16 protein-coding genes are annotated in these 19177 nt (G+C 64.6%); 12 read left to right on the top strand and 4 right to left on the bottom strand.

From position 1 onward, the window contains the following. The first annotated feature begins 236 nt into the window (after window positions 1-236). The 4 genes from NO877_RS07175 (at window position 237) to NO877_RS07190 (ending at window position 5015) form a co-directional block, all read left to right on the top strand. On the top strand, window positions 237-1367 hold the full coding sequence (locus tag NO877_RS07175) for a DUF1616 domain-containing protein (RefSeq protein ID WP_256395641.1): 1131 nt from the start codon (window positions 237-239) through the stop codon (window positions 1365-1367). Window positions 1368-1586: 219 nt separating this feature from the next. After that, a complete protein-coding gene (locus NO877_RS07180) occupies window positions 1587-2735 on the top strand; it encodes a DegT/DnrJ/EryC1/StrS family aminotransferase (protein WP_256395642.1) in 1149 nt (382 codons plus the stop codon). Further along, window positions 2728-3678 carry a Gfo/Idh/MocA family protein gene (locus NO877_RS07185; RefSeq protein ID WP_256395643.1) on the top strand — a complete coding sequence of 317 codons (951 nt, stop codon included), beginning with the start codon at window positions 2728-2730 and terminating at the stop codon, window positions 3676-3678. Before NO877_RS07180 ends, NO877_RS07185 begins: the two co-directional genes overlap by 8 nt. Continuing rightward, window positions 3675-5015, top strand: coding sequence for a nucleotide sugar dehydrogenase (locus NO877_RS07190; protein WP_256395644.1), 1341 nt, complete (start codon window positions 3675-3677; stop codon window positions 5013-5015). Before NO877_RS07185 ends, NO877_RS07190 begins: the two co-directional genes overlap by 4 nt. 23 nt (window positions 5016-5038) lie before the next feature. Here the strand turns inward: NO877_RS07190 and NO877_RS07195 are convergent, their stop codons facing one another. Both NO877_RS07195 and NO877_RS07200 read right to left on the bottom strand, forming a co-directional pair. After that, window positions 5039-6319 carry a PGF-CTERM sorting domain-containing protein gene (locus NO877_RS07195; protein ID WP_256395645.1) on the bottom strand — a complete coding sequence of 427 codons (1281 nt, stop codon included), beginning with the start codon at window positions 6317-6319 and terminating at the stop codon, window positions 5039-5041. A gap of 296 nt (window positions 6320-6615) precedes the next feature. Then, window positions 6616-7749: a PGF-CTERM sorting domain-containing protein gene (locus tag NO877_RS07200; protein ID WP_256395646.1), complete on the bottom strand. Its 1134-nt coding sequence runs from the start codon at window positions 7747-7749 to the stop codon at window positions 6616-6618. Window positions 7750-8164: 415 nt separating this feature from the next. Between NO877_RS07200 and NO877_RS07205 the strand changes: the two genes are divergently transcribed. Then, on the top strand, window positions 8165-9139 hold the full coding sequence (locus tag NO877_RS07205) for a glycosyltransferase family 2 protein (RefSeq protein ID WP_256395647.1): 975 nt from the start codon (window positions 8165-8167) through the stop codon (window positions 9137-9139). A 208-nt stretch (window positions 9140-9347) separates the two neighbouring features. Here the strand turns inward: NO877_RS07205 and NO877_RS07210 are convergent, their stop codons facing one another. Then, the gene (locus NO877_RS07210; protein WP_256395648.1) at window positions 9348-10349 is read right to left on the bottom strand and encodes a lipid II:glycine glycyltransferase FemX; all 1002 of its coding nucleotides are present in this window, start codon (window positions 10347-10349) and stop codon (window positions 9348-9350) included. Window position 10350: 1 nt separating this feature from the next. After that, window positions 10351-11982 carry an alkaline phosphatase family protein gene (locus NO877_RS07215; RefSeq protein WP_256395649.1) on the bottom strand — a complete coding sequence of 544 codons (1632 nt, stop codon included), beginning with the start codon at window positions 11980-11982 and terminating at the stop codon, window positions 10351-10353. A gap of 514 nt (window positions 11983-12496) precedes the next feature. Between NO877_RS07215 and NO877_RS07220 the strand changes: the two genes are divergently transcribed. From NO877_RS07220 to NO877_RS07250, 7 genes are all read left to right on the top strand, one after another. Beyond that, window positions 12497-13078 (top strand): acyltransferase, encoded by a 582-nt coding sequence (locus tag NO877_RS07220; protein WP_256395650.1) that lies wholly within the window; start codon window positions 12497-12499, stop codon window positions 13076-13078. After that, window positions 13075-14511 carry a nucleotide sugar dehydrogenase gene (locus tag NO877_RS07225; protein ID WP_256395651.1) on the top strand — a complete coding sequence of 479 codons (1437 nt, stop codon included), beginning with the start codon at window positions 13075-13077 and terminating at the stop codon, window positions 14509-14511. Before NO877_RS07220 ends, NO877_RS07225 begins: the two co-directional genes overlap by 4 nt. Beyond that, window positions 14511-15284 (top strand): hypothetical protein, encoded by a 774-nt coding sequence (locus NO877_RS07230; RefSeq protein WP_256395652.1) that lies wholly within the window; start codon window positions 14511-14513, stop codon window positions 15282-15284. Before NO877_RS07225 ends, NO877_RS07230 begins: the two co-directional genes overlap by 1 nt. Next, window positions 15281-16174, top strand: coding sequence for a polysaccharide deacetylase family protein (locus NO877_RS07235; RefSeq protein WP_256395653.1), 894 nt, complete (start codon window positions 15281-15283; stop codon window positions 16172-16174). The genes NO877_RS07230 and NO877_RS07235 overlap by 4 nt, the downstream gene beginning before the upstream one ends. Before the next feature lie 49 nt (window positions 16175-16223). After that, window positions 16224-17228: a GNAT family N-acetyltransferase gene (locus NO877_RS07240; protein WP_256395654.1), complete on the top strand. Its 1005-nt coding sequence runs from the start codon at window positions 16224-16226 to the stop codon at window positions 17226-17228. Between the two features lie 181 nt (window positions 17229-17409). Then, window positions 17410-18408, top strand: coding sequence for a methionyl-tRNA formyltransferase (locus tag NO877_RS07245; RefSeq protein ID WP_256395655.1), 999 nt, complete (start codon window positions 17410-17412; stop codon window positions 18406-18408). Continuing rightward, a complete protein-coding gene (locus NO877_RS07250; RefSeq protein WP_256395656.1) occupies window positions 18401-19132 on the top strand; it encodes a polysaccharide deacetylase family protein in 732 nt (243 codons plus the stop codon). The genes NO877_RS07245 and NO877_RS07250 overlap by 8 nt, the downstream gene beginning before the upstream one ends. Window positions 19133-19177: the final 45 nt, after the last annotated feature.

Genomic DNA, 19177 nt, shown 5'->3' on the forward strand with positions numbered 1-19177 from the left:
CTGTTTCTCCACGCGTGCCGAGGATTAGTTGCAGTCTGCGGACCGTCAGCGACAACGTGGTCACTGCTGACAATCTACCGTTTACCGTCGTGTTCCCCGTCTCCCATCGGTAGGGGATAGATACGATACGCTGACGGCGGCTACAATGGACGGCATAACAAAGCCACGTCCCGCGTCGTACAAGTCCGTATGTATCACATCCGACCCATCCACGATTTCGGCGAGAGCCATCCCGAATGACGTTGCGCGAATCCAGCGAGTCACGGCTCGCACTCTCCGGGCGGACGGTTCCGATCGATATGGTCGTCGTTTCGGTCGCCGTCCTCGCCAGCCTCCTGGTCTACTACGTCGTCCCGTCGACGCCGCTGCGGTTTCTGGTATCGGTCCCGCTACTGTTGTTTTTCCCCGGCTACGTGCTTGTCGGGATACTGTTCCCGCGACACGGGGAGGTCGATCGCTCCGGCTCGAACGGGAACGGATCGCTTGCGACGATCCGCGACCTGGGGCGTATCACGATTCCCGAACGGGCGGCCCTCTCGGTCGGGCTGAGTGTCGCGGTCGTCCCGTTCTACGGCTTCGGCCTCGAACTCCTCCCGGTCGAGGCCTTCGGTGGAGTGATCATCCCAACGCTGGTCGGGGCCGTCCTGATCGGTGCGCTGGTCGCTTCCGCCCGGCGGCTCCGCGTCCCGACCAACGAACGGTTTAGCCTCCCGCTGGAGGCGATCGGTGCCGCGATAACGGCCCCGTTCAGCGGGCCGATGCCGCGGGCCGAACGGATCGCCACCATCGCGCTGGCGGCGACCGTCCTGCTTGCGGTCTTCTCGGTCGGCTACGTCTTTGCGGTGCCACAGGACGGCGAGCAGTTCACCGATCTTCGCGTGATGACCGAATCGCCGGGCGGCGAGCTGACCCTCGGCGACTACCCCGACCGGATCGGCGTCGACGAGACCGCCGAGTTCGTGATCGGCATCGACAACCGGGAGGGTGAGTCCCGTGAGTATACGGTCGTCGTTGTGGCCGAACAGGTGATCGACAACGAGGGCTCGGTGACGGCGATCGAATCGACCGAGCTGGGTCGCTTCGAGACGACACTCGACGGTGGCGAGCGCGCCCTCCAGGAACAGACGGTAACGCCCGAATCACCGGGCGAGTTCCGGCTGAGCTACTACCTGTATACGGGTGAACCACCAGCCGAGCCGGGCGCGGACAGCGCCTACCGGAACGTCCACCTCACCGTGACTGCGGTCGACGAGGCCGGGAGCGACGCTGGCGACGAGTTCACGGTCGACGGCGAAATCAGCGACGAACAGACAGAAATCGAACAGATAGACGACGACCCGAACGCTGTCGGGTCGCCATCCCGCTGAACGGTGTCTCTCGGGAATACCGACAGGGTAAGCAGGCTACTACCTGCCTCAAATGGAATCATAACAAAGGCCGAAACCCGTTTTTTCACTGACACTGTGGCCGTGGTCCGTCTGTCACGGCTGGACCCCCATCGTATCCGTCATAATGTATCCGACACACACTGCCACCGACACCGGTACCGTATCGCTCACCGAGGGGCCGCCAGCCTGGAGGCCCCGATGAGTGAGATCCCGATCGCCGATCCCGACATCGGCCCCGACGAACACCGCCGCGTCCAGGAGGTCCTCGATAGCGGTCGGCTCGCCGACGGGCCGACCGTCCGCTCGTTCGAGGCCGCCTTCGCCGACTTCTGTGGGGCCGACCACGGGGTCGCCACCTCCAACGGGACGACGGCGCTCGAAACCGCGGTCCGTGCGGTCGGACTCGACGCCGACGACACCGTGTTGACCTCGCCGTTTTCCTTTATCGCCAGCGCCAACGCGATCCAACTGGCGGGACCGTCGGTCGCCTTCGCGGATATCGACCCCGAAACCTACAATCTCGATCCCAAGGCGGTCGAAGCCGCCGTGGCCGACCGGGAGGTCGACGCCATCCTCGCGGTCCACCTCTACGGCCTCCCGGCCCCGATGGACCGGCTCCGCGAGATCGCCGACGAATACGATTGTCTCCTCATCGAGGACGCCGCCCAGGCACACGGGGCCGCCATCGACGGTCGACGGACTGGCTCGCTCGGGGATGCGGCCTGTTTCTCGTTTTATCCGACCAAGAACATGACCACCGGCGAGGGCGGGATGGTCCTCACCGACGACGCCGACATCGCCGAGCGGGCGGCCCGATTCGTCAACCACGGCCGAACCGAGGGCTACGAACACGCGACGGTCGGCCACAACTACCGGCTGACCAGCATCAGCGGCGCGCTCGGCCTCGCCCAACTGGAGAAACTCCCCGACTACACCGCGGCCCGGCGGGCACACGCCGAGGCACTCTCCGAGGCCCTCGCTCCCGTCGAGTCGATCATCACACCGACCGAACCAGACGGGTTCACACACGTCTATCACCAGTACACGGTCCGAACCGACGACCGGGAGATGTTCCGGTCATATCTCGATGCGGCCGACGTCGACACCGCAGTCTACTACCCGACACCGATCCACCACCAGCCGCCGTACGACCACCTCGATGTTAGGGCACCGGAAGCCGAACGCGCTGCCAAGCAAGTGGTCTCGCTGCCCGTCCATCCTGGACTCTCGGATGCTGATGTCGATCGACTGACGACACTGCTCCGTGCATACGGGCGGATCGACGACCCGACCGAGATCGAAGAGCCACCCACGGCCGTCGAACCGGGGGGTGAGTCGGATGACTGAGCGGCTGGCAGTCGGGGTGATCGGGGTCGGGAGTATGGGCCAACACCACGCTCGCGTCTATCACGAGCTGCCGACGGTCGATCTGGTCGGCGTTGCTGACGTCGACGCCCAACAGGCCACCGAGACCGCCGAACAGTACGGGACGACGCCGATGTCGGTCGACTCGCTGTTGTCGGTCGCGGATGCGGTGTCGATCGTCGTTCCGACGGCCTACCACTACGAGATGGGGATGGCGGCGATCGAGGCGGACGTCGACCTGCTGATCGAAAAACCGATCGCCGACGATCCGGCAACCGGTCGGGAGCTCCTGACCGCAGCCGACGACGCCGGTCTTACGCTGCAGGTCGGACACGTCGAGCGGTTCAACCCTGCGGTCCGGACGCTTTCGGAGCTCGCGACCGAGTTGGATGTGATCGCCCTCGACTGCCAGCGGCTCGGCCCGCCGACCAAGCGGGAGATCGACGACGGTGTCGCCATGGATCTGATGATCCACGACGCCGACATCCTGCTGTCGCTGGTCGAGGCCCCGGTCGCCGATATATATGCCGCCGAGACGGCCGCCGACCAGTACGTTGCGGCGACCGTCGAGTTCGAAAACGGCATCGTGGCGACCCTTACTGCCAGCCGGGTGACCCAACAGAAAGTCCGGACGCTGTCGGTGACCGCCGAGGACTGCCGGGTCACCGTCGACTATATGGCTCAGTCGGTCCGGATCAATCGCCACTCGCTGCCGGAGTACATCGAGTCCGACGGCGACGTCCGGTACCGCCACGAAAACATCACCGAGCGGCCGACCGTCGAAAACGGCGAACCACTGAAAAAGGAACTCGCGTCGTTCATCGAGACCGTCCGGACCGGCGGTGAGCCGGTCGTCTCGGCGGCCGACGGGATTCGCGCGCTCGAATTCGTCCGCCGCGTGACGGACGTGGCCGCACGCGAATGATCGAACCACTGAGAGATCCCGACGGCTCCGGCCTCGCGGGTGGCGACCGTACGCTCGATCCGACCGAGATCGGTGTCGCCGTCTACGGGCTGGGTCGGACCGGCCTCGCGCTGTCGGCACTGTCTGCCCGTGTCGTCTCCGCAGTGACCGCAGCCGACACCGATGGTACCCCCGTGGCGGCGATCCAACACGGAACCTCGCCGGTCTCCGATCCGCTGTTGTCGGAATGTCTGGTCGAGGCGGCCGACCGCGGGCTCCGGGCGACGACCGACCTCCCGGAGGCCGCCGCCGAGTCGACGGTCCACCTCGTCGCGGTCACCACCGGCCTCCGCGAGGACGACGTGCCGGACCTCTCGAGGCTCAGGGCGACGGTCCGCGATATCGCCACCGAGATCTCGCCCGGCGATGTCGTCGTACTCACGACGCCGGTACCGCCGGGGACCACCGAGGGGATCGTCGAGTCGACGCTGGTCGAACAAAGCGGGCTGTCGGCCGACGAGTTCGGGCTTGCAGTCTGTGCGCTCCCGGCCGACCCCTCGCTTCGGTCGATCCGAACCGGCGATTTGGTGGTCGCTGGCACCGACAGGCGGGCCAGTAGCGTCGCTGCGGAGCTGTGTTCCTCGCTGACGACCGGAACCGTTTCGACGACACCCCAACTCACGACCGCCGAATGTGTCGGGGCGGTCGAACGCACCGCCACCGAGATGCTCCGGTCGCTCAGCAACGAGTTGGCGGTGTCAGCACCCGACGTCGACGTGCCCGCGGTCGCCGAACTCGTCTCGATGCGGAGCGATCTTCCGGTACCCGGACCCGGCGTCGACGGACAGGAACCGATCGGTGCTGGCTTCCTTCGTGATGCCTTTGTCGGCCGGACTCCGCTTTTGGACAGCGTCTATGAGTCCTCCCGAGGGTTCCCCTCGCTTATCGCCGAGACGGTCCTCGACACGCTTGACCACCACCCACCCACCGAGGGCAATACCGAGACGACGATCCTGGTGTTGGGCGTCCCCTCCGAAGAGGGTGGCTCGTCGGCCGAGACGATGCCCGTTTCCGTACTGATTCGGGAGCTAACCCGCGCCGAAACGAGGCCACTGGTCTGTGATCCGGTCGCCGACCTCCCGCGGAGCCTCACGCCGCATACGGTCTCGATCCAGTCGGCCACCGGGCTCGATCCCGACGCGGTCGTCGTGCTCTCCTTCCGGCTGGCGTTCGAAGACATCGACTGGTCGGCCTATGACGACGCGGTCGTCATCGACTGCTGCGGCTCGGAGCTCGACGACGTCGACACCGATGTCCGTCGGCTGGGTGCCTCGGATCTGCTTACAAATAGAGAGTAGACGGTCGATGTCGGGGGCTGTTTTCACGAACCAGTTCGAGATTTCGCGCCGACAGCGACCACGAGCAGGGCGATCAGCGCGGCGACCGGGCCGAATCCAGGCGTCCGATCGTCGGTTCCGTCTGTCCCCTCGGTATCGCCGGTCTCGTCGGGGTCGTCGAACGGCGAATCGTCGGTACTCTCATCGGGATCGCCGACGGTGAGTGTGGCCTGCTCGGTGCCGACACCGATCTCGTAGCGCCCGGCTTCGCCGAACTGCTGGGTGAACTCGACGGTCCGCTCCTCGCCCGCGGGCACGGTCACGGTTTCCGTCTGGAGGTCGGTGTCGTAGACCCGGAGCTGTGCCTCGTAAGTCCACTCGACGGAGCCGGGGTTTTCGATGGTCGCCGACAGCGTTGCGGTGTCGCCGGGGTCGATCCGGTCGGTATCGAGACTCACCGACCGCGGTGCGGGCGTCGTCGACGTGCTTCGAACTGCCACCGGTTCGTCGAGACTGTCGAGTTCGATGTGTTCGACATCGTCGTCGTCGCCACTGGATGGGACGACGACATCCCAATCGTCGACGATACCGTTGTATCCCGCGTTCGCCTCCGGTCTGTCCGGTGGGACATCGGGCCGCCGCTCGTCGCCGTAGCGGTGATAGGACTCGTTGTTGAACGCTGGGTTGATGACGATCGACGCGTCGTTTTCGAGTCCGCGGTAGGCGACGCCGTCGCTCCGTCCGGTCGTCCAGACCCAACTCAGCAGGGCGTCGGTACCGACCGGCGCTGCGCCGTCGTTGCCGGGTGCGCCAGCCCGGTGGGCCGCATCGAGCCGGAAGATGTCGTCTTTCGACTCGTTTTCGGTGAGCCAGCCGTACTCGTCGTCGATGACGGCCCACTCGCCACTCTCAGGAAGCCCGTCTACGGTCCAACTCAGCGAGCCGCCAGGGGTTCCTTGGGACTGTTCCTCGTGGTATCTGTCGTGTACTGCCACGAGACTCACCCCCTGTGGTCCCTCGTACAGCAGGAGGATACTCGTGTCGTCCCGCTGATAGTCGGTTGTGCCCACGGAGCTAAACGACCGCCCCCAGGACGGATCGTCCCGACTGCCGACGTACGGATGGCGGTAGTCGTAGAACTCCTCGACGGTCTCGTCTCCGGAGACCGGCTCGACCGAGAGCACTTGCTCTCCCTGGACGATCTGGTAGACGCGGTCCGACTCCGAGCCGGTGTGACTGTCCGCATAGACGACCGGGGCCACAAGCGACGTGAGTAGGAGGGAAGCGAGGAGCCCAGACAGGATACTCATGCGGCCCCTACGCATACTGTCTCAGCCTCGGATCCCGTCCCGTCGCCATGTCTCGAAGCTCGTTTCTTCGGCTGCTGTGTTGATGACTCGTCTCTCGGCTCACTGCGCAAAGCGTCGACCGCATACCCGTTTGTTATGGCTAGCAAAACGAGACACCGAAGAACGTATCGTCTGCCTACTCAGGGTGCAGAACCGAGACGATATCCGACTGTAGGCGGACTGTTCGATTGTGACCTCCGATACCGTCGTCCAACTGACTGGAGGCGGGGATCGGCTGCAACCGCCGCTGACGTCTCCTGGACCCGACAGCCCTAGTTGTTTGTTCGATGTCTCGCTCCGAGGACCACTACACAGAGTGCGATCAGTGCGACAGCAGGGCCGAATCCGGGTGCCTGTTCGTCGGTGGTCTCCTCGCTGTCCGTGTCGGAACTCTCGGGATCACCGACCGTGAGCGTCCGCTGCTCGTCGTCGACGCCGATCTCGTAGACGCCCGTTTGGGAGATCTGTTGGGAGAACTCGACGGATCGTTCCTCGCCTGCGGGAACGGTCACCGTTTGGCTCTGCAGCTCGGAGTCACCGATACGGAGGCTCGCCTCGTGGGTCCAGTCGGTGTCACCGGGGTTTTCGATCACGGCGGTGATGCGTGCCGGTTCGCCGGGGTCGATGCTGTCGTTTTCGAGCGTCATCTCGCCTAGCCGTGTCGGCTCGGACGTGCTCCGAATCCGCGTCGGCTCGTGAGTGTGGTGGAAATCCATCCGTTCGAACCCGTCGTCGGTCGGGACGATCGCTACCCAGTCGTCGACTGTACCGTTGTTTCCGTCGGCAGGGCTCGACGCGTCTTGCTGGTCGTCATGTCGGCGGTAGGATTCCTCATTGAACCCGGGTGTGATCGTTATCGAGGCGTCCTGATTGAGCCCGCGGTAGGCGACGCCGTCGGTCTCTCCGGTCGACCACTCCCAACTCAACAGGGCGTCGGCCCTCCCCGGTGGCTCGCCGTCGGTTTCGGAGAATCCCTCCCGGTGGTCCGGGTCGATATAAAACCGGTCGTCGTGTGAGTCGTCCTCGATCCGGCCCGGATCGTCGTCGATCACGGCCCACTCCCCGTCTTCCGGCAGTCCGCTCACGGTCCAGCTCAGCGAACCGCCCCGCGTCCCCTCGGCCCGGTCCTCATGGTATTTGTCGTGGACGGCCACCAGGCTCACGCCGTCGGGCCCCTCGTACAGCATGAGCATACTCTTGTCGTCCTCTTGGTACTCGCTCGTGCCCAGGGAGCTACGCGACTGTCCATCCGGATCGCGGGCGTCGTAGAACTCCTCAACGGGTTCGTCGCCCGCTATCGGGTCGACCGAGATCACTTGGGTCTCATCGTACCCGTGGACGAGCTGATAGGCTCTGTCGCTCTCGTCGTCCGACGCGTCGTGGGAGTCGGCAGCGACTGTCGGCATGAAGAGCGATGTCACAAGGCACACGACGAGGATACCTGCCAGTAGTGATCCGCGTCTTCCCCTACGCATTTGTCTGCCCCGTGATGCGTAGATCAACGCCACGCCCGGGTCGTCGGGTGATGCTCATAGATTGCGGCTTACGCTGGTCGTTCACAGGCAATCGCAGGCGATACTCTCGGTTTGTTATGAATATTATAATCTGAAATCCACTTTTCGTATTCATTCACTTACTAGCTACAGCCTGTTGCTACTCGCGTTCGGTGTGGTTTCGACGCACCGATCGAACTCCCTCTCGGGAGCGTTGGTGGGTTGCTCGAAACCACCGGATACAGTCCCGAAAGGAGAGTATAACAAAACCTCGAACCCGCCCTGTCTCTCGTAGCGGCCGGGCGTGGACCGTCCGCCAGCAACACCAATGTACAATGACCACACAGTCGCTGTTGTCGTTCCGGCATACAACGAATCCGGCTTCGTCGGTGACGTGATCGACACGCTCCCGGCGTTCGTCGACCGCGCCTACGTCATCGACGACCAGTCGACCGACGACACGTGGGACGAGATTACCGAGGTCGCCGAGTGCGTCAACGACAGCGTCACCGCGACCGACGGTGGGGCGAGTTTCGAACAGCGCGTCGTGCCGATCCAACACGACGAAAACAGGGGCGTCGGCGGCGCGATCAAGACCGGCTACCTGCGGGCCCGCGACGATGAGATTGACGTGACTGCCGTAATGGGCGGCGACGGACAGATGGACCCGACGATCCTCGAACGCATCATCGAGCCGATCGTCGACGGCGAGGCCGACTACGCGAAGGGAAACCGATTGGTCTATGAGACCGACCACGAGGAGATGCCACGATTTCGGCTGCTCGGCAACCGACTGTTGACGCTGCTGACGAAGATCGCCAGCGGCTACTGGCGGGTCGGCGACCCCCAGATGGGGTATACGGCGATCTCGCTGGAGGCCCTCCAGGAGGCCGACATCGAGGGGATGTACGAGTTCTACGGCTACTGCAACGACCTGCTGGTTCGGCTGAACGTCACCGGCCACCGTGTCGCCGACGTGCCCTCGCCGCTGAACTACGGCGACGAACACAGCGATATCAACTACCTCACCTACATTCCCCGCGTCTCAGTCATGCTACTGCGGACGTTCCTCTGGCGGCTCTGGTCTGGTCGACGGACGGCTGCGGGCGTCTCGGTCCTCACGCTGTACGTCGCGGGCGCGGTCGGTACCCTCGGCAGTCTGGTGGCTGCGCTCGGAAGCGAGGAATCCGAGGGCCAGTCGCTTGCGAGCGTCCTCGGCGGACTGTTCGTGTTGGGCCTTGCGATGGTCGTCGACGGACTGACCAACTGGCCGCACAACACGCGGGTCGATCCCGACGAGTAGCTGGTTGCTACCGGATGGTATCCGCTGGCTACCGCACGTGTTTATAAACTAACCAGCTGCGTAGCGGACGTTTACAACGGGATGTGTTTATAACCGTGTGGTTAGATATATTGAATATTCACAATATATTTATAAAGTACGCAGCTAACTATATAAGTCAGCTGGAAAATACGTATTCTGTGCGACAGTATCGAATCCCGTTGTCGGTTCACGACCGGATACGTTTATAAACCTCCGAAACGAGTGTCATCGCTGGCGTTCCCCGTTCCATCGTCTGGTAGGTCCGCAGCTGGGGGCCGAACTTCGCCTTATATTTCGAGATCCGTTCGTTGTTCGCGCCGACGAGATCGTACTGGCTGCGTCCGCGCTCGCGGGCCGTGGTGATGATCTCCCAGTCCAACAGATCGTTGACCGGGATGTCCGTCTCACGCGATCCCCAGGACTGCCAGCCGTAGATCGTCTCGCCCGCTTCGAGCGTGATGTGGCCACCGACCAGCTCGCCGTCGACCCGACAGGTGTAGATCCGGAAGCACTCGTCGGGAAGCTCTTCGAAGAGGTCGACCACGAACTCGGGGGTGATGTGGAATCCCACGTTCTGATCCTCATGGTAGGTCCGGAGTTCCTGGATCGTCCGTCTGATCTCGCGTTCGCCGCCCTGGCCGATCTCGTAGTCGGCGTCGTCGGCGTTGGTGATGTTGCTCCGGGCGTCGCTGCTGAACGCCGCCAGGAGATCGTCCTCCGAGCGGTCGAGATCGACGACGTAGGTGTAGCGGGTCGTCGGCTCGAAACCACCCCAGATCAGCGGCCGCGTGTCGGTGTACTGGACGCTGGTTCGGAGATGGATGTACTTCGGGTCGATCGTCTCGGCGAGCCGCTCCAGACAGCCACCGATAAATCGGCTGTTGGTCTTCTCCTGGCGGCGCTGTTTCTGTTTGGTGTGGTTCAACAGCGCGGGGCCGAGATAGCTGATCTTGAGGTCGGGCGGCGGCGAGAAGGCGGTGCTGACCGGCCCCTTCGAGATCTCGAAGAGCGGAAAGAGGCCGACCGGCTCCTGGCCTTTAAATCCCGCGTAGGGGTGTAGCGTTGCGTCGGCGTGGCGTGCCATCACATCGAGGCTTTCGGCCCGATGAAACGGCGTTGCCTGCGAACTTCGGTCAACGAGATCGTTCCACTCGGCCGCGTCGTCAAGGGTTGTGATTTCGATTGCCATCTTACTCTAGGTAGCCCAGATCGGTGAGTCGCTGTTCGACTGCCTCGTCGTTCGTTTCGATCGTTTCCACCGGCTCGAAGGTCGGATACTCGGTCCGGCCCGTCGGCTGGACGATCGGCAGCGGATCGCCGTCCATCGTCGCGTCGACCGCGAGCCCGAAGGTCGCCAGGATCGTCGGTGCGATATCGAAAATGTGGCCTCCGATCTCGGTTCGGGGGCCGATCCCGTCACCGGCTGCCATCACGATCCCCTCGCGTTTGTGCTCCCACGGCTCCGAGGGATCGGCGAACCACTCGCCGCGGAGCGACGCCGACAGGTAGTGGTCGAACGCCGCCGGGACGGTAACGATATCCGGGGCGGCCTGGATGTGTGGCCCCTCGAAGACGGCCTCTCGGGGGAGCACCTGCTCGAAACAGGGCCGACCGCCCGGTGTGCGAACCGCGGACAACGCCTCGATGAGATCGGCCCGCACCGATTCGTACTCATCAGGGGGGACAACACCATCGGGCTCCCGCCCCTCGACGTTGAGCCGGACGCCCATCTCGGTTCGGGAGCGCATATAGGCGGTCGAGGCGGCGAAGTCGACGCGCTCGGTACCGGCTCGAATGACGTCGGTTGGAACGAGATCGGCGACCTGCTCTTTGATTCCGAGCCGGTCGAGAACCGCTGCGATCCGCTGGCTCGTGATCCCGACGCTGGCGGCGAGTTGGCTCCCGTGTTCGGCGACCGACTGCTCGGCGTCCGACTCGGCGTCATCGGTGCGGAGCTGCGTGTCGGCCAGACTCGCCCACGAGGGCATCCCACCCGATCCGGCGGCCGTCTCGGCGTACTCGCGGTCCCGAAGGAACTCGTTGCAGCGGAACTCCCGGCCCTCCATCGGGCCGAGGCCGTGGTCGCTCACCAGGAGCGTGATATCCGGCTCGCAGGCATCGAGGATCGCCCCGATCTCCCGGTCGACCGCCCCATACACCGCCCGAACCATCTCCCTGTCGTCGGGGTACTCGTGGTAGACCGTGTCGGTCTGCTGGAACTGCAGGAAGCCGAAATCGGGCTCGCGGTCGTCGAGGAGATACCGAAAGGCCGCCCCGCGCATCCGGATCAGCTCCCGGTAGCTGGCGACGCGCTCGGGTTTCGTCGAATCACCGTGGCTGGCGTCGGCATACAGCTGGTAGTCGCCCAGTTCGTCGCGGAGTTCGCCCAACGTGCCCGGCGGGTGGCAGTCGGGGTCTTCGGGGGCCATGTAGCCGGGGACCAGCGTGCCATCGAACGGCCGCGGCGGATGGGTAACGGGGACGTTGACGACGAGGCTCTCGTAGCCGCGTAGTGACAGCAGCTCCCAGACCGCTCTGGCTTTGACCGTCGAGCGGTTGACCACGTCCCAGTCGTAGCCGTCGAACGTGAGGAAGTCGTAGACACCGTGTTTCCCGGGGTTTTTGCCGGTGTAAAGGGATGGCCACGCGCTGGGGGTCCAGGGGGGCAGCTGTGATTCGAGCGGGGCGACCGCGCTCTCGTCGCACAGCGCCGCGATGTGTGGGACCACCTCCTCGTCGATCAGCGGTTCGAGAACCGGGAGACAGACCCCATCCAACCCGATGAGGAGCGTCCGCAACCCGCCGGAATCGGTGTCAGACATACGAACTACCGTAGCATGGATACGGCTTTGTTATGCTCGGCCTTGTGGCCGTAGCGACACCATCTCGGCGGGTATCGACCTGTCTGTGGTCGCATCAGGATCCGAATCAGGCCCCACCAGCGCCCTGTCGACTGTCTGTGGCCGTCTCGATCCGAACCGCTCTCACTCGGGTTGCGGGTCCATAGCGCGGCATACCCGACCGACTCGCGTGAGTAACACGAACTTACTGCCCCCGCCGACTGACGACAGCATACCGACTCCGCGTCGGTCTGCCCGCCCGCTGTCGACGACGGGCACGGACCGAACACGAATACTGCAGCCGAGCAGCGTGGCGTCGGCCGGAAGGTGGCTGTGGTCGGCAGTCGGCAGAAAGGGTATCATAACAAAGCGACCGCTGGTGGAACGCCGAACCACGACCACGGGCAGTCCTCGTGGCACAGATCATGTACACGGATTCGATACCAACGACGAGTCGGGCCGACAGTCCCCGACTCACGCGGGGAGGAGCGTCTCAATGAGCACCGAGCCACAGCTCGGCGACGGCTGTGAGATCGGGCCGGACGTCAGCCTCGGCGAGCCGGGCGATGGCCCACCGCCGGAGATCGGCCGGGAGGCGACGGTTCGCTCGGGGGCGATCATCTACCCCGATGTCCGGATCGGCGACCGATTCGTCACTGGCCACAACGTCCTCATCCGCGAGGCGACGACGATCGGCGACGACGTGGTGGTCGGCACCAACACCGTCATCGACGGCGCGACGACCATCGGCTCCGGGGTCAGTATGCAGACCGGCGTCTACGTGCCGCGGGAGACGACGGTCGGCGACGATGTCTTTCTGGGCCCCCACGCCGCCCTGACCAACGACCCCTACCCGATCCGGCAGGACGTCGACCTCGCCGGGCCGATCCTCGAAGACGGCGTCTCCGTCGGCGCGAACGCGACGCTCCTGCCGGGTGTCGCCGTCGGCGAGGGTTCCTTTATCGCCGCTGGAGCGGTCGTCACCGAGGACGTCCCGCCGAACCGGTTGGCGGTCGGGGCCCCCGCCGTCCACCGCCCGCTTCCCGAGCCGCTCCAGGAGGCCAACGAGATCCGATGACCGACTCGATCGGACTCTACGGCAGCGGTCTCGACGAATCCCGGCAGGAGGCAGCCCTTTTAAACGGCGAGGTGCCGGTGGCCGTCTACGGGCTCGGAAAAATGGGGCTCCCCTTAGCGGGGGTCTACGCGGAGCTGACCGGCAACGTCACCGGTGCCGACGTCGACCCCGGTGTCGTCGCGTCGGTCACCCGCGGCGAGTGTCACGTCGACGGCGAGCCCGGACTCGCCGAGTTGGTCGAAGAGACTGTCGGTAAGGGCGCGCTTCGAGCCGTCGACGACCCGGCTGCGGCCGCCGACGGCGCGCGGCTCCACGTCGTGATCGTCCCGACGCTGATCACCGACGAGGGGCAGGCCGACCTCACGATCGTCGAATCGGTCGTCGAGGATATCGCCGCCGGACTCCAGGAGGGCGATCTGGTCGTCATCGAGTCGACGGTGCCGCCGCGGACCTGCGAGGACGTGGTGGTGCCGCGGCTGGCGGCCGAAAGCGGCCTCGACCGCGGCGAGTTCGGCGTGGCGTTCTGTCCCGAACGGACCGAAAGCGGTCGCGCGCTGCGAGACATCCGCGGCTCGTGGCCGAAAGTCGTCGGCGGCGTCGATTCGGAAAGCACCCGCGCCGCAGCCCTCGTCTACGATCAGGTCACCGACAACGACGTCATCCGGGCCTCGGATGCGACCACCGCGGAGTCGGTCAAAGTCTTCGAGGGCGTCTACCGCGACGTGAACATCGCGCTGGCAAACGAGTTGGCGACCTACACCGACGCGCTCGGGATCGACGTTCGGGAGGCCATCGCGGTTGCCAACACGGTCGACGAATCCGACATCCTCCGGCCGGGTCCCGGCGTCGGCGGCCACTGTATTCCGTACTACCCGTATTTCCTCTTCGGCGAGTTCGACGTCGAGAGCCCGCTGCTGCGGACCGCCCGCGAGGTCAACGACGAGATGCCCGCCTTCGTCGTCGGGAAACTCGCCTCGCTGCTCGCCGACCGCGGCCGGTCGCTCGACGATGCAACCGTCCTCGTCCTCGGCGGCACCTACCGCGCTGGCGTCGCCGAGACGCGGGCCAGTCCCGCCATCGGCGTCACCGAAACGCTGGCGGCCAACGGGGCGGCGGTCGATATCGTCGACCCGATGCTCGACTCCTTCGACGAGTTCGATGCCACGCCGGTCGAGATGACCGACAGCTATCAGACGGCGTACGACGGGATCGTCCTCGTGACGGCCCACGCGACCTTCGAGGCGTTCGACTGGGCGGCCTTCGACGATCCGATCGTCGTCGACACCCGAGCGGTCCTGGATCCCGACGCGATCGCCCACGATATATATCCGATCGGCGGTCGTGGCGACGTCGACATCGCCGCCCAGACCCGCAGCCCCCCGGCGGCCGATAGCCCCGCGGACACGGCCGCTACCGATGGAGGCGAGGACTGATGGTCGCGGACTTCAGCGACGAGGCCTACGCCGCGCTCCTGGATGCGGGACTCGACGCTGGCTACGAGTTCCTCACCGTCAGGGAGTATCTGCGTGCCGAGGAGCTGCCCGAGCGGTTCCTCATCGTCCGCCACGACGTCGACCGCAAGCCGCGCAATGCCCTCCAGATGGCCCGCACCGAGGCGGTCCGCGGGGTGTCGACGACCTACTACTACCGGATCATCCCGAAGACGTTCCGGCCGGAGTTGATCCGCCAGACCGAGGCACTGGGCCACGAGATCGGCTACCACTACGAGGACCTCGATTCGGCGGATGGCGACATCGAGGCAGCCCACAAGTCCTTCGACCGGAACCTCCGACGGTTCCGGCGGCTGTGTGAGATCGATACGGTCTGTATGCACGGCAACCCACTGACCGCTCACGACAACCGGGATCTGTGGTCCGGCGACCGCGTATACGCCGACTACGATCTGTTAGGCGAGGCCTACCTCTCGATGGATTTCGCGGACGTGACCTACTTTTCGGACACCGGCCGGACGTGGGAAGACGGCCCACTCAAAGTCAAGGATCACACGATGGGCGAGGGCGACAAGCAGGTCCAGGTCGACTCCACGTGGGAGCTGATCGACCTCCTGGACGCAGGCAGGGTCGACCGGGCCTGCCTGCTCGTCCATCCCAACCGGTGGGCGGGCTCCTATGCGGAGTTGGTCGCCGAACGCACCAAGGACGCCGCCACGAACGTGGTGAAGTACGGCCTCCAGCTCCGGCCATGATCGACGACTACAATTTCGCGCTCTGTCTGACCCACGACGTCGACCGGCCCTATAAGACGTATCACGCCCCGCTGTATGCCCTGCGCGACAGGGACCCCCGACACCTCCGGTCGCTTTTGCCCGGTACCAACAGCTTCTGGACGTTCGACCGCATCCTGGAGCTGGAAGACGATCTCGACGTCCGGTCGGCCTTTTATTTCCTCTCCGAGCAGCGGCTGTTCGGCGATCGGCCGCCCCGCGAGTGGCTGACGAAAGACGGCTGGCGGCTGTTTGGGGGTCGCTACTCGCTCGATGACCGGCGGATCAGGGACCTGATCCAGGAACTCGATGCTGGCGGCTGGGAGGTCGGCCTGCATGGCTCCTACGAGTCACTGACCGACCGCGACCGGCTGGCCACCGAGAAACGCGCCGTCGAGCGGGCGCTTGGAAAGTCGATCCGGGGCGGCCGACAGCACTACCTCAATCTCTCGATTCCCGAGACGTGGGAACTCCACCAAGCGATCGGCCTCGACTACGACTGCAGTTTGGGGAGTTCCGAGAGCTACGGCTTCGAGCACGGCTACTCGATCAGGCGGCCGTTCGACGACGAGTTCGTCGTCTTTCCGCTGACGCTCATGGAGCTGGCGCTGCCGAACGTCGAGACCGATATTGAAGGAGCATGGCGGGAGTGTGAGCGACTGTTGGCGGAGGCCGCCGACAACGAGGCGGTGATGACGGTGCTGTGGCATCCGCGATTCTTCAGCGAGCTTGACTTTCCGAACTACGCGGCACTGTATCGTCGGCTTATCGAACGCGCCCAGGAGTTAGGCGGCTGGGTTGGACCGCCCGGAGCCTACTACGAGCAACTCGACCACCCCACGCCGCCGATAGCCCCGAGACAACTCGACTAATCAGTCGGTAACAAAACCGCCCTTCGGTGTCTGTTTGGCCACTCTCAGTATGCGAATCGAGCGACTCCCCCTGACTGACTGGGCCGAGGCCCTCCCGGCCCGAGGGTTCGAACCGTTTCACACCGCCGAGGCACTCTCCGTGCTCGACGACCACGCAAGCGGGAGGCTCCAGTTGTTTGCGGGGTACAACGGACGGAACCCGGTTGCACTGCTCCCCGTCTTCGTTCGCCGACGGGCGGTCGGCTCGATGGTGACCTCGCCGCCGCCGGGCTTTAGCGTCCCTCGACTGGGGCCGATTCTGATGCCCGCCAGTCCGAAACGCAGCAAGGCCGAGCGGCTCAACCGGCGGTTCGCCGAGGCGGTCGTCGACGAGCTCTCGTTGGACGCCACACGGACCCTGTTTTATATGATCGGCAACACCACCTACACCGATCCACGCCCTTACCGGTGGGCAGAGTTCGACGTCGAGACCGCCTTTACCTACAGGTTGGACGTCGACGGCCGGTCGGCCGACGACCTCCTGGCGAACTGCTCGAAGAGCCTCCGGCGGGAGATCCGCGACGTCCGCGAGTTGGACGTCACCGTCGAGCAGGCAGGTCTCCAAGGGACGAAAGCGATCTACGAGCAAACTGCCGACCGCTATGCCCAACAGGACGAGCCGTTCGGGCTCTCGTGGGACTACGTCCAGGACCTCGTGGCGGCCCTCGGCGAGCGGGCCCGAAGCTACGTGGTCCGCGATCCCGACGGCGAGTTCCTCAGTGGGATCACGGTGCTGTACTCCAACGACGCCGCCTACTTCTGGCAGGGCGGCGCACGCGGCGAGTACGACGGCACGACAGTCAACAGCGCCCTCCACTGGCGGATCGTCGAGGATCTCATCGACGACCCGCCGATCGACACGATCTCGACATACGATCTGATGGGTGCCAACACCGATCGGCTCTGTAAGTATAAAAGCAAGTTCGGTGCCTCCCTGGAGCCCTACTACACGATCGAGTCGGCTGGCCCACAGATGGACCTGGCGAAACGAGCCTACCGCAAACTCACCGGCTAACCGATCACACAGGCGTCGCTTATACCCCCTCTCGACTGGAACAGTTGACCTGTTCGATACTGTTCGTATTCGCCATCATGTGGTTACTAAAATCAAATGATTTATCATTAATAAAGCGGACGTGTCAGCCTGTTTTGGTGACATCATAACAAAGCAGTTGGTATCCGAGGCGGCTGGTAGTATGGACGTCCCAGACGATTCAGAGATCGTGTATACGAGCGTGTCGACACCCGGCCATCACGTCCTGGAGAGACTCCTCGATGAGGGGGCCCCGATCACACAGCTCGTCTCGATCACCCCCGAGATGGGCGAGGCCGCAGGCGTCGCAAAGTACACCGATTTTTCGGCGGTTGCCGACGAGTACGACCTCCCGATCTACTACCCCGAGACCTACAGCATGGGCGACGCCGACGTCGACTTCTTCGAGACGCTCGACGGGGATCTGATGATCGTCAACGGCTGGAACCGGATCATCCCCGGCGAGGTCCTGGAGACCTTCAGCCACGGCGTCCTCGGCAACCACGGCAGCGCCTTCGGCCTTCCCAAGGGCCGGGGGCGGTCGCCGCTGAACTGGTCGCTGATCGAGGATCTCGACCGGTTTCTGCTCTCGCTGATCCGGCTCGATGCCGACGTCGACGCCGGGGGGGTTGCGGCCACCCGAAAGTTCGACATCACCGAGTTCGATTCGATCCAGTCGCTGTATTATAAGGTCAGCCTCGCCATCGAGGAGATGTTGCTGGAAGTGATCGGCCCGATCCTCCGGGGAGAACACAGTTTCGAGCCACAGGACGGCGAGCCGACCTACTACCCGAAGCGGACGTCCGACGACGGCGAGATCCACTGGAGCGAGCCGATGGCCGAGATCTACAACCTCGTTCGGGCGGTGACTCGTCCGTATCCGGGGGCATTTACCTTCCAGGACGGCGAGCGGGTCGATGTCTGGTCGGCCCGGCCGTTTTCGACCGATTTCGGGTTCGACGCTGTGCCGGGCGAAATCCTCGCGGCGTTCCACACCGACGAGTTCGTCGTGGCGACGCCCGACGGCTCGGTACTGATCACCGAGTGGGAAGCCAACGGCTGGCGGCCCGAGGCGGGGATGGTCTTCGAGTCGACGGGCGACCACGACCGCGTCGACGGCATCGAGCAGAAAGGACACCTGACGACGAGTGACGATGACTGAGTCGGCTCTCGATCCCACCGAGCTCCCCTCTCTGGAGTATCGTCTCGATAGCTACGAGCGACTGCTTCGGTCGTTCGGGGCCGCTGGCTACGAGTTTACCCCATTCGATCCCGCAGAGCCACCCGCCGAGGGGGAGATTCTACTCCGCCACGACGTCGACCTCTCGATCGACCGGGCGCTGGCGATGGCCGAACGCGAGCGAGCCTTGGGGATTCAGTCGACCTACTGTTTCCTACTGAGTGCCCCCGCCTACGATCTCACGCGACCCCAGAACGTGCGGGTACTCCAGCGGATCAGCAAACTGGGCCACGAGATCGCCCTTCATTTCGACACCCACACCTACTGGGCGGCCGACGACGAACCCAGCGCCGAGTCGATTGCGGCCAAAGTCACCGAGGAACTCGCAGTCCTCGGGCGGCTCGTCGGCGAGGAGCCCTCGACGGCCTCGTTTCATATCCCGCCGTCGTGGGTGCTCGACCGCGCCTTCGAGGCGTTCACCAACACCTACGCCCCACCGTTTTTCAGCGAGATCGACTACCGCTCGGATTCCAGCCAGAAATGGGTCGCGGCCGAACCGTTCCCCGATAGCCTCGCCGAGACGCTGCAACTGCTCGTCCATCCTGGACTCTGGCACGCCGACCACCGGCCGATGGCCGAGATCGTCGGCGACCTCCGGCAGCAGGCCCACCGACAGGTCGACGGCTACTTCGACCCGCTGGGCTGACCGCTTCGAGTCGTCCCCAACCGTCGGCCGACACAGTTGCGGGGC

Source organism: Halohasta litorea (assembly GCF_024494645.1).
GTDB classification, from domain to species: Archaea; Halobacteriota; Halobacteria; order Halobacteriales; family Haloferacaceae; genus Halohasta; species Halohasta litorea.

Coding starts and splice junctions, on each gene's coding strand:
- NO877_RS07185 (WP_256395643.1), top strand. CDS start 2,728: ATGACTGAGCGGCTGGCAGTCGGGGTGATCGGGGTCGGGAGTATGGGC.
- NO877_RS07230 (WP_256395652.1), top strand. CDS start 14,511: ATGGTCGCGGACTTCAGCGACGAGGCCTACGCCGCGCTCCTGGATGCG.
- NO877_RS07200 (WP_256395646.1), bottom strand. CDS start 7,749: ATGCCGACAGTCGCTGCCGACTCCCACGACGCGTCGGACGACGAGAGC.
- NO877_RS07215 (WP_256395649.1), bottom strand. CDS start 11,982: ATGTCTGACACCGATTCCGGCGGGTTGCGGACGCTCCTCATCGGGTTG.
- NO877_RS07190 (WP_256395644.1), top strand. CDS start 3,675: ATGATCGAACCACTGAGAGATCCCGACGGCTCCGGCCTCGCGGGTGGC.
- NO877_RS07210 (WP_256395648.1), bottom strand. CDS start 10,349: ATGGCAATCGAAATCACAACCCTTGACGACGCGGCCGAGTGGAACGAT.
- NO877_RS07180 (WP_256395642.1), top strand. CDS start 1,587: ATGAGTGAGATCCCGATCGCCGATCCCGACATCGGCCCCGACGAACAC.
- NO877_RS07250 (WP_256395656.1), top strand. CDS start 18,401: ATGACTGAGTCGGCTCTCGATCCCACCGAGCTCCCCTCTCTGGAGTAT.
- NO877_RS07240 (WP_256395654.1), top strand. CDS start 16,224: ATGCGAATCGAGCGACTCCCCCTGACTGACTGGGCCGAGGCCCTCCCG.
- NO877_RS07205 (WP_256395647.1), top strand. CDS start 8,165: ATGTACAATGACCACACAGTCGCTGTTGTCGTTCCGGCATACAACGAA.
- NO877_RS07220 (WP_256395650.1), top strand. CDS start 12,497: ATGAGCACCGAGCCACAGCTCGGCGACGGCTGTGAGATCGGGCCGGAC.
- NO877_RS07245 (WP_256395655.1), top strand. CDS start 17,410: ATGGACGTCCCAGACGATTCAGAGATCGTGTATACGAGCGTGTCGACA.
- NO877_RS07175 (WP_256395641.1), top strand. CDS start 237: ATGACGTTGCGCGAATCCAGCGAGTCACGGCTCGCACTCTCCGGGCGG.
- NO877_RS07195 (WP_256395645.1), bottom strand. CDS start 6,319: ATGCGTAGGGGCCGCATGAGTATCCTGTCTGGGCTCCTCGCTTCCCTC.
- NO877_RS07235 (WP_256395653.1), top strand. CDS start 15,281: ATGATCGACGACTACAATTTCGCGCTCTGTCTGACCCACGACGTCGAC.
- NO877_RS07225 (WP_256395651.1), top strand. CDS start 13,075: ATGACCGACTCGATCGGACTCTACGGCAGCGGTCTCGACGAATCCCGG.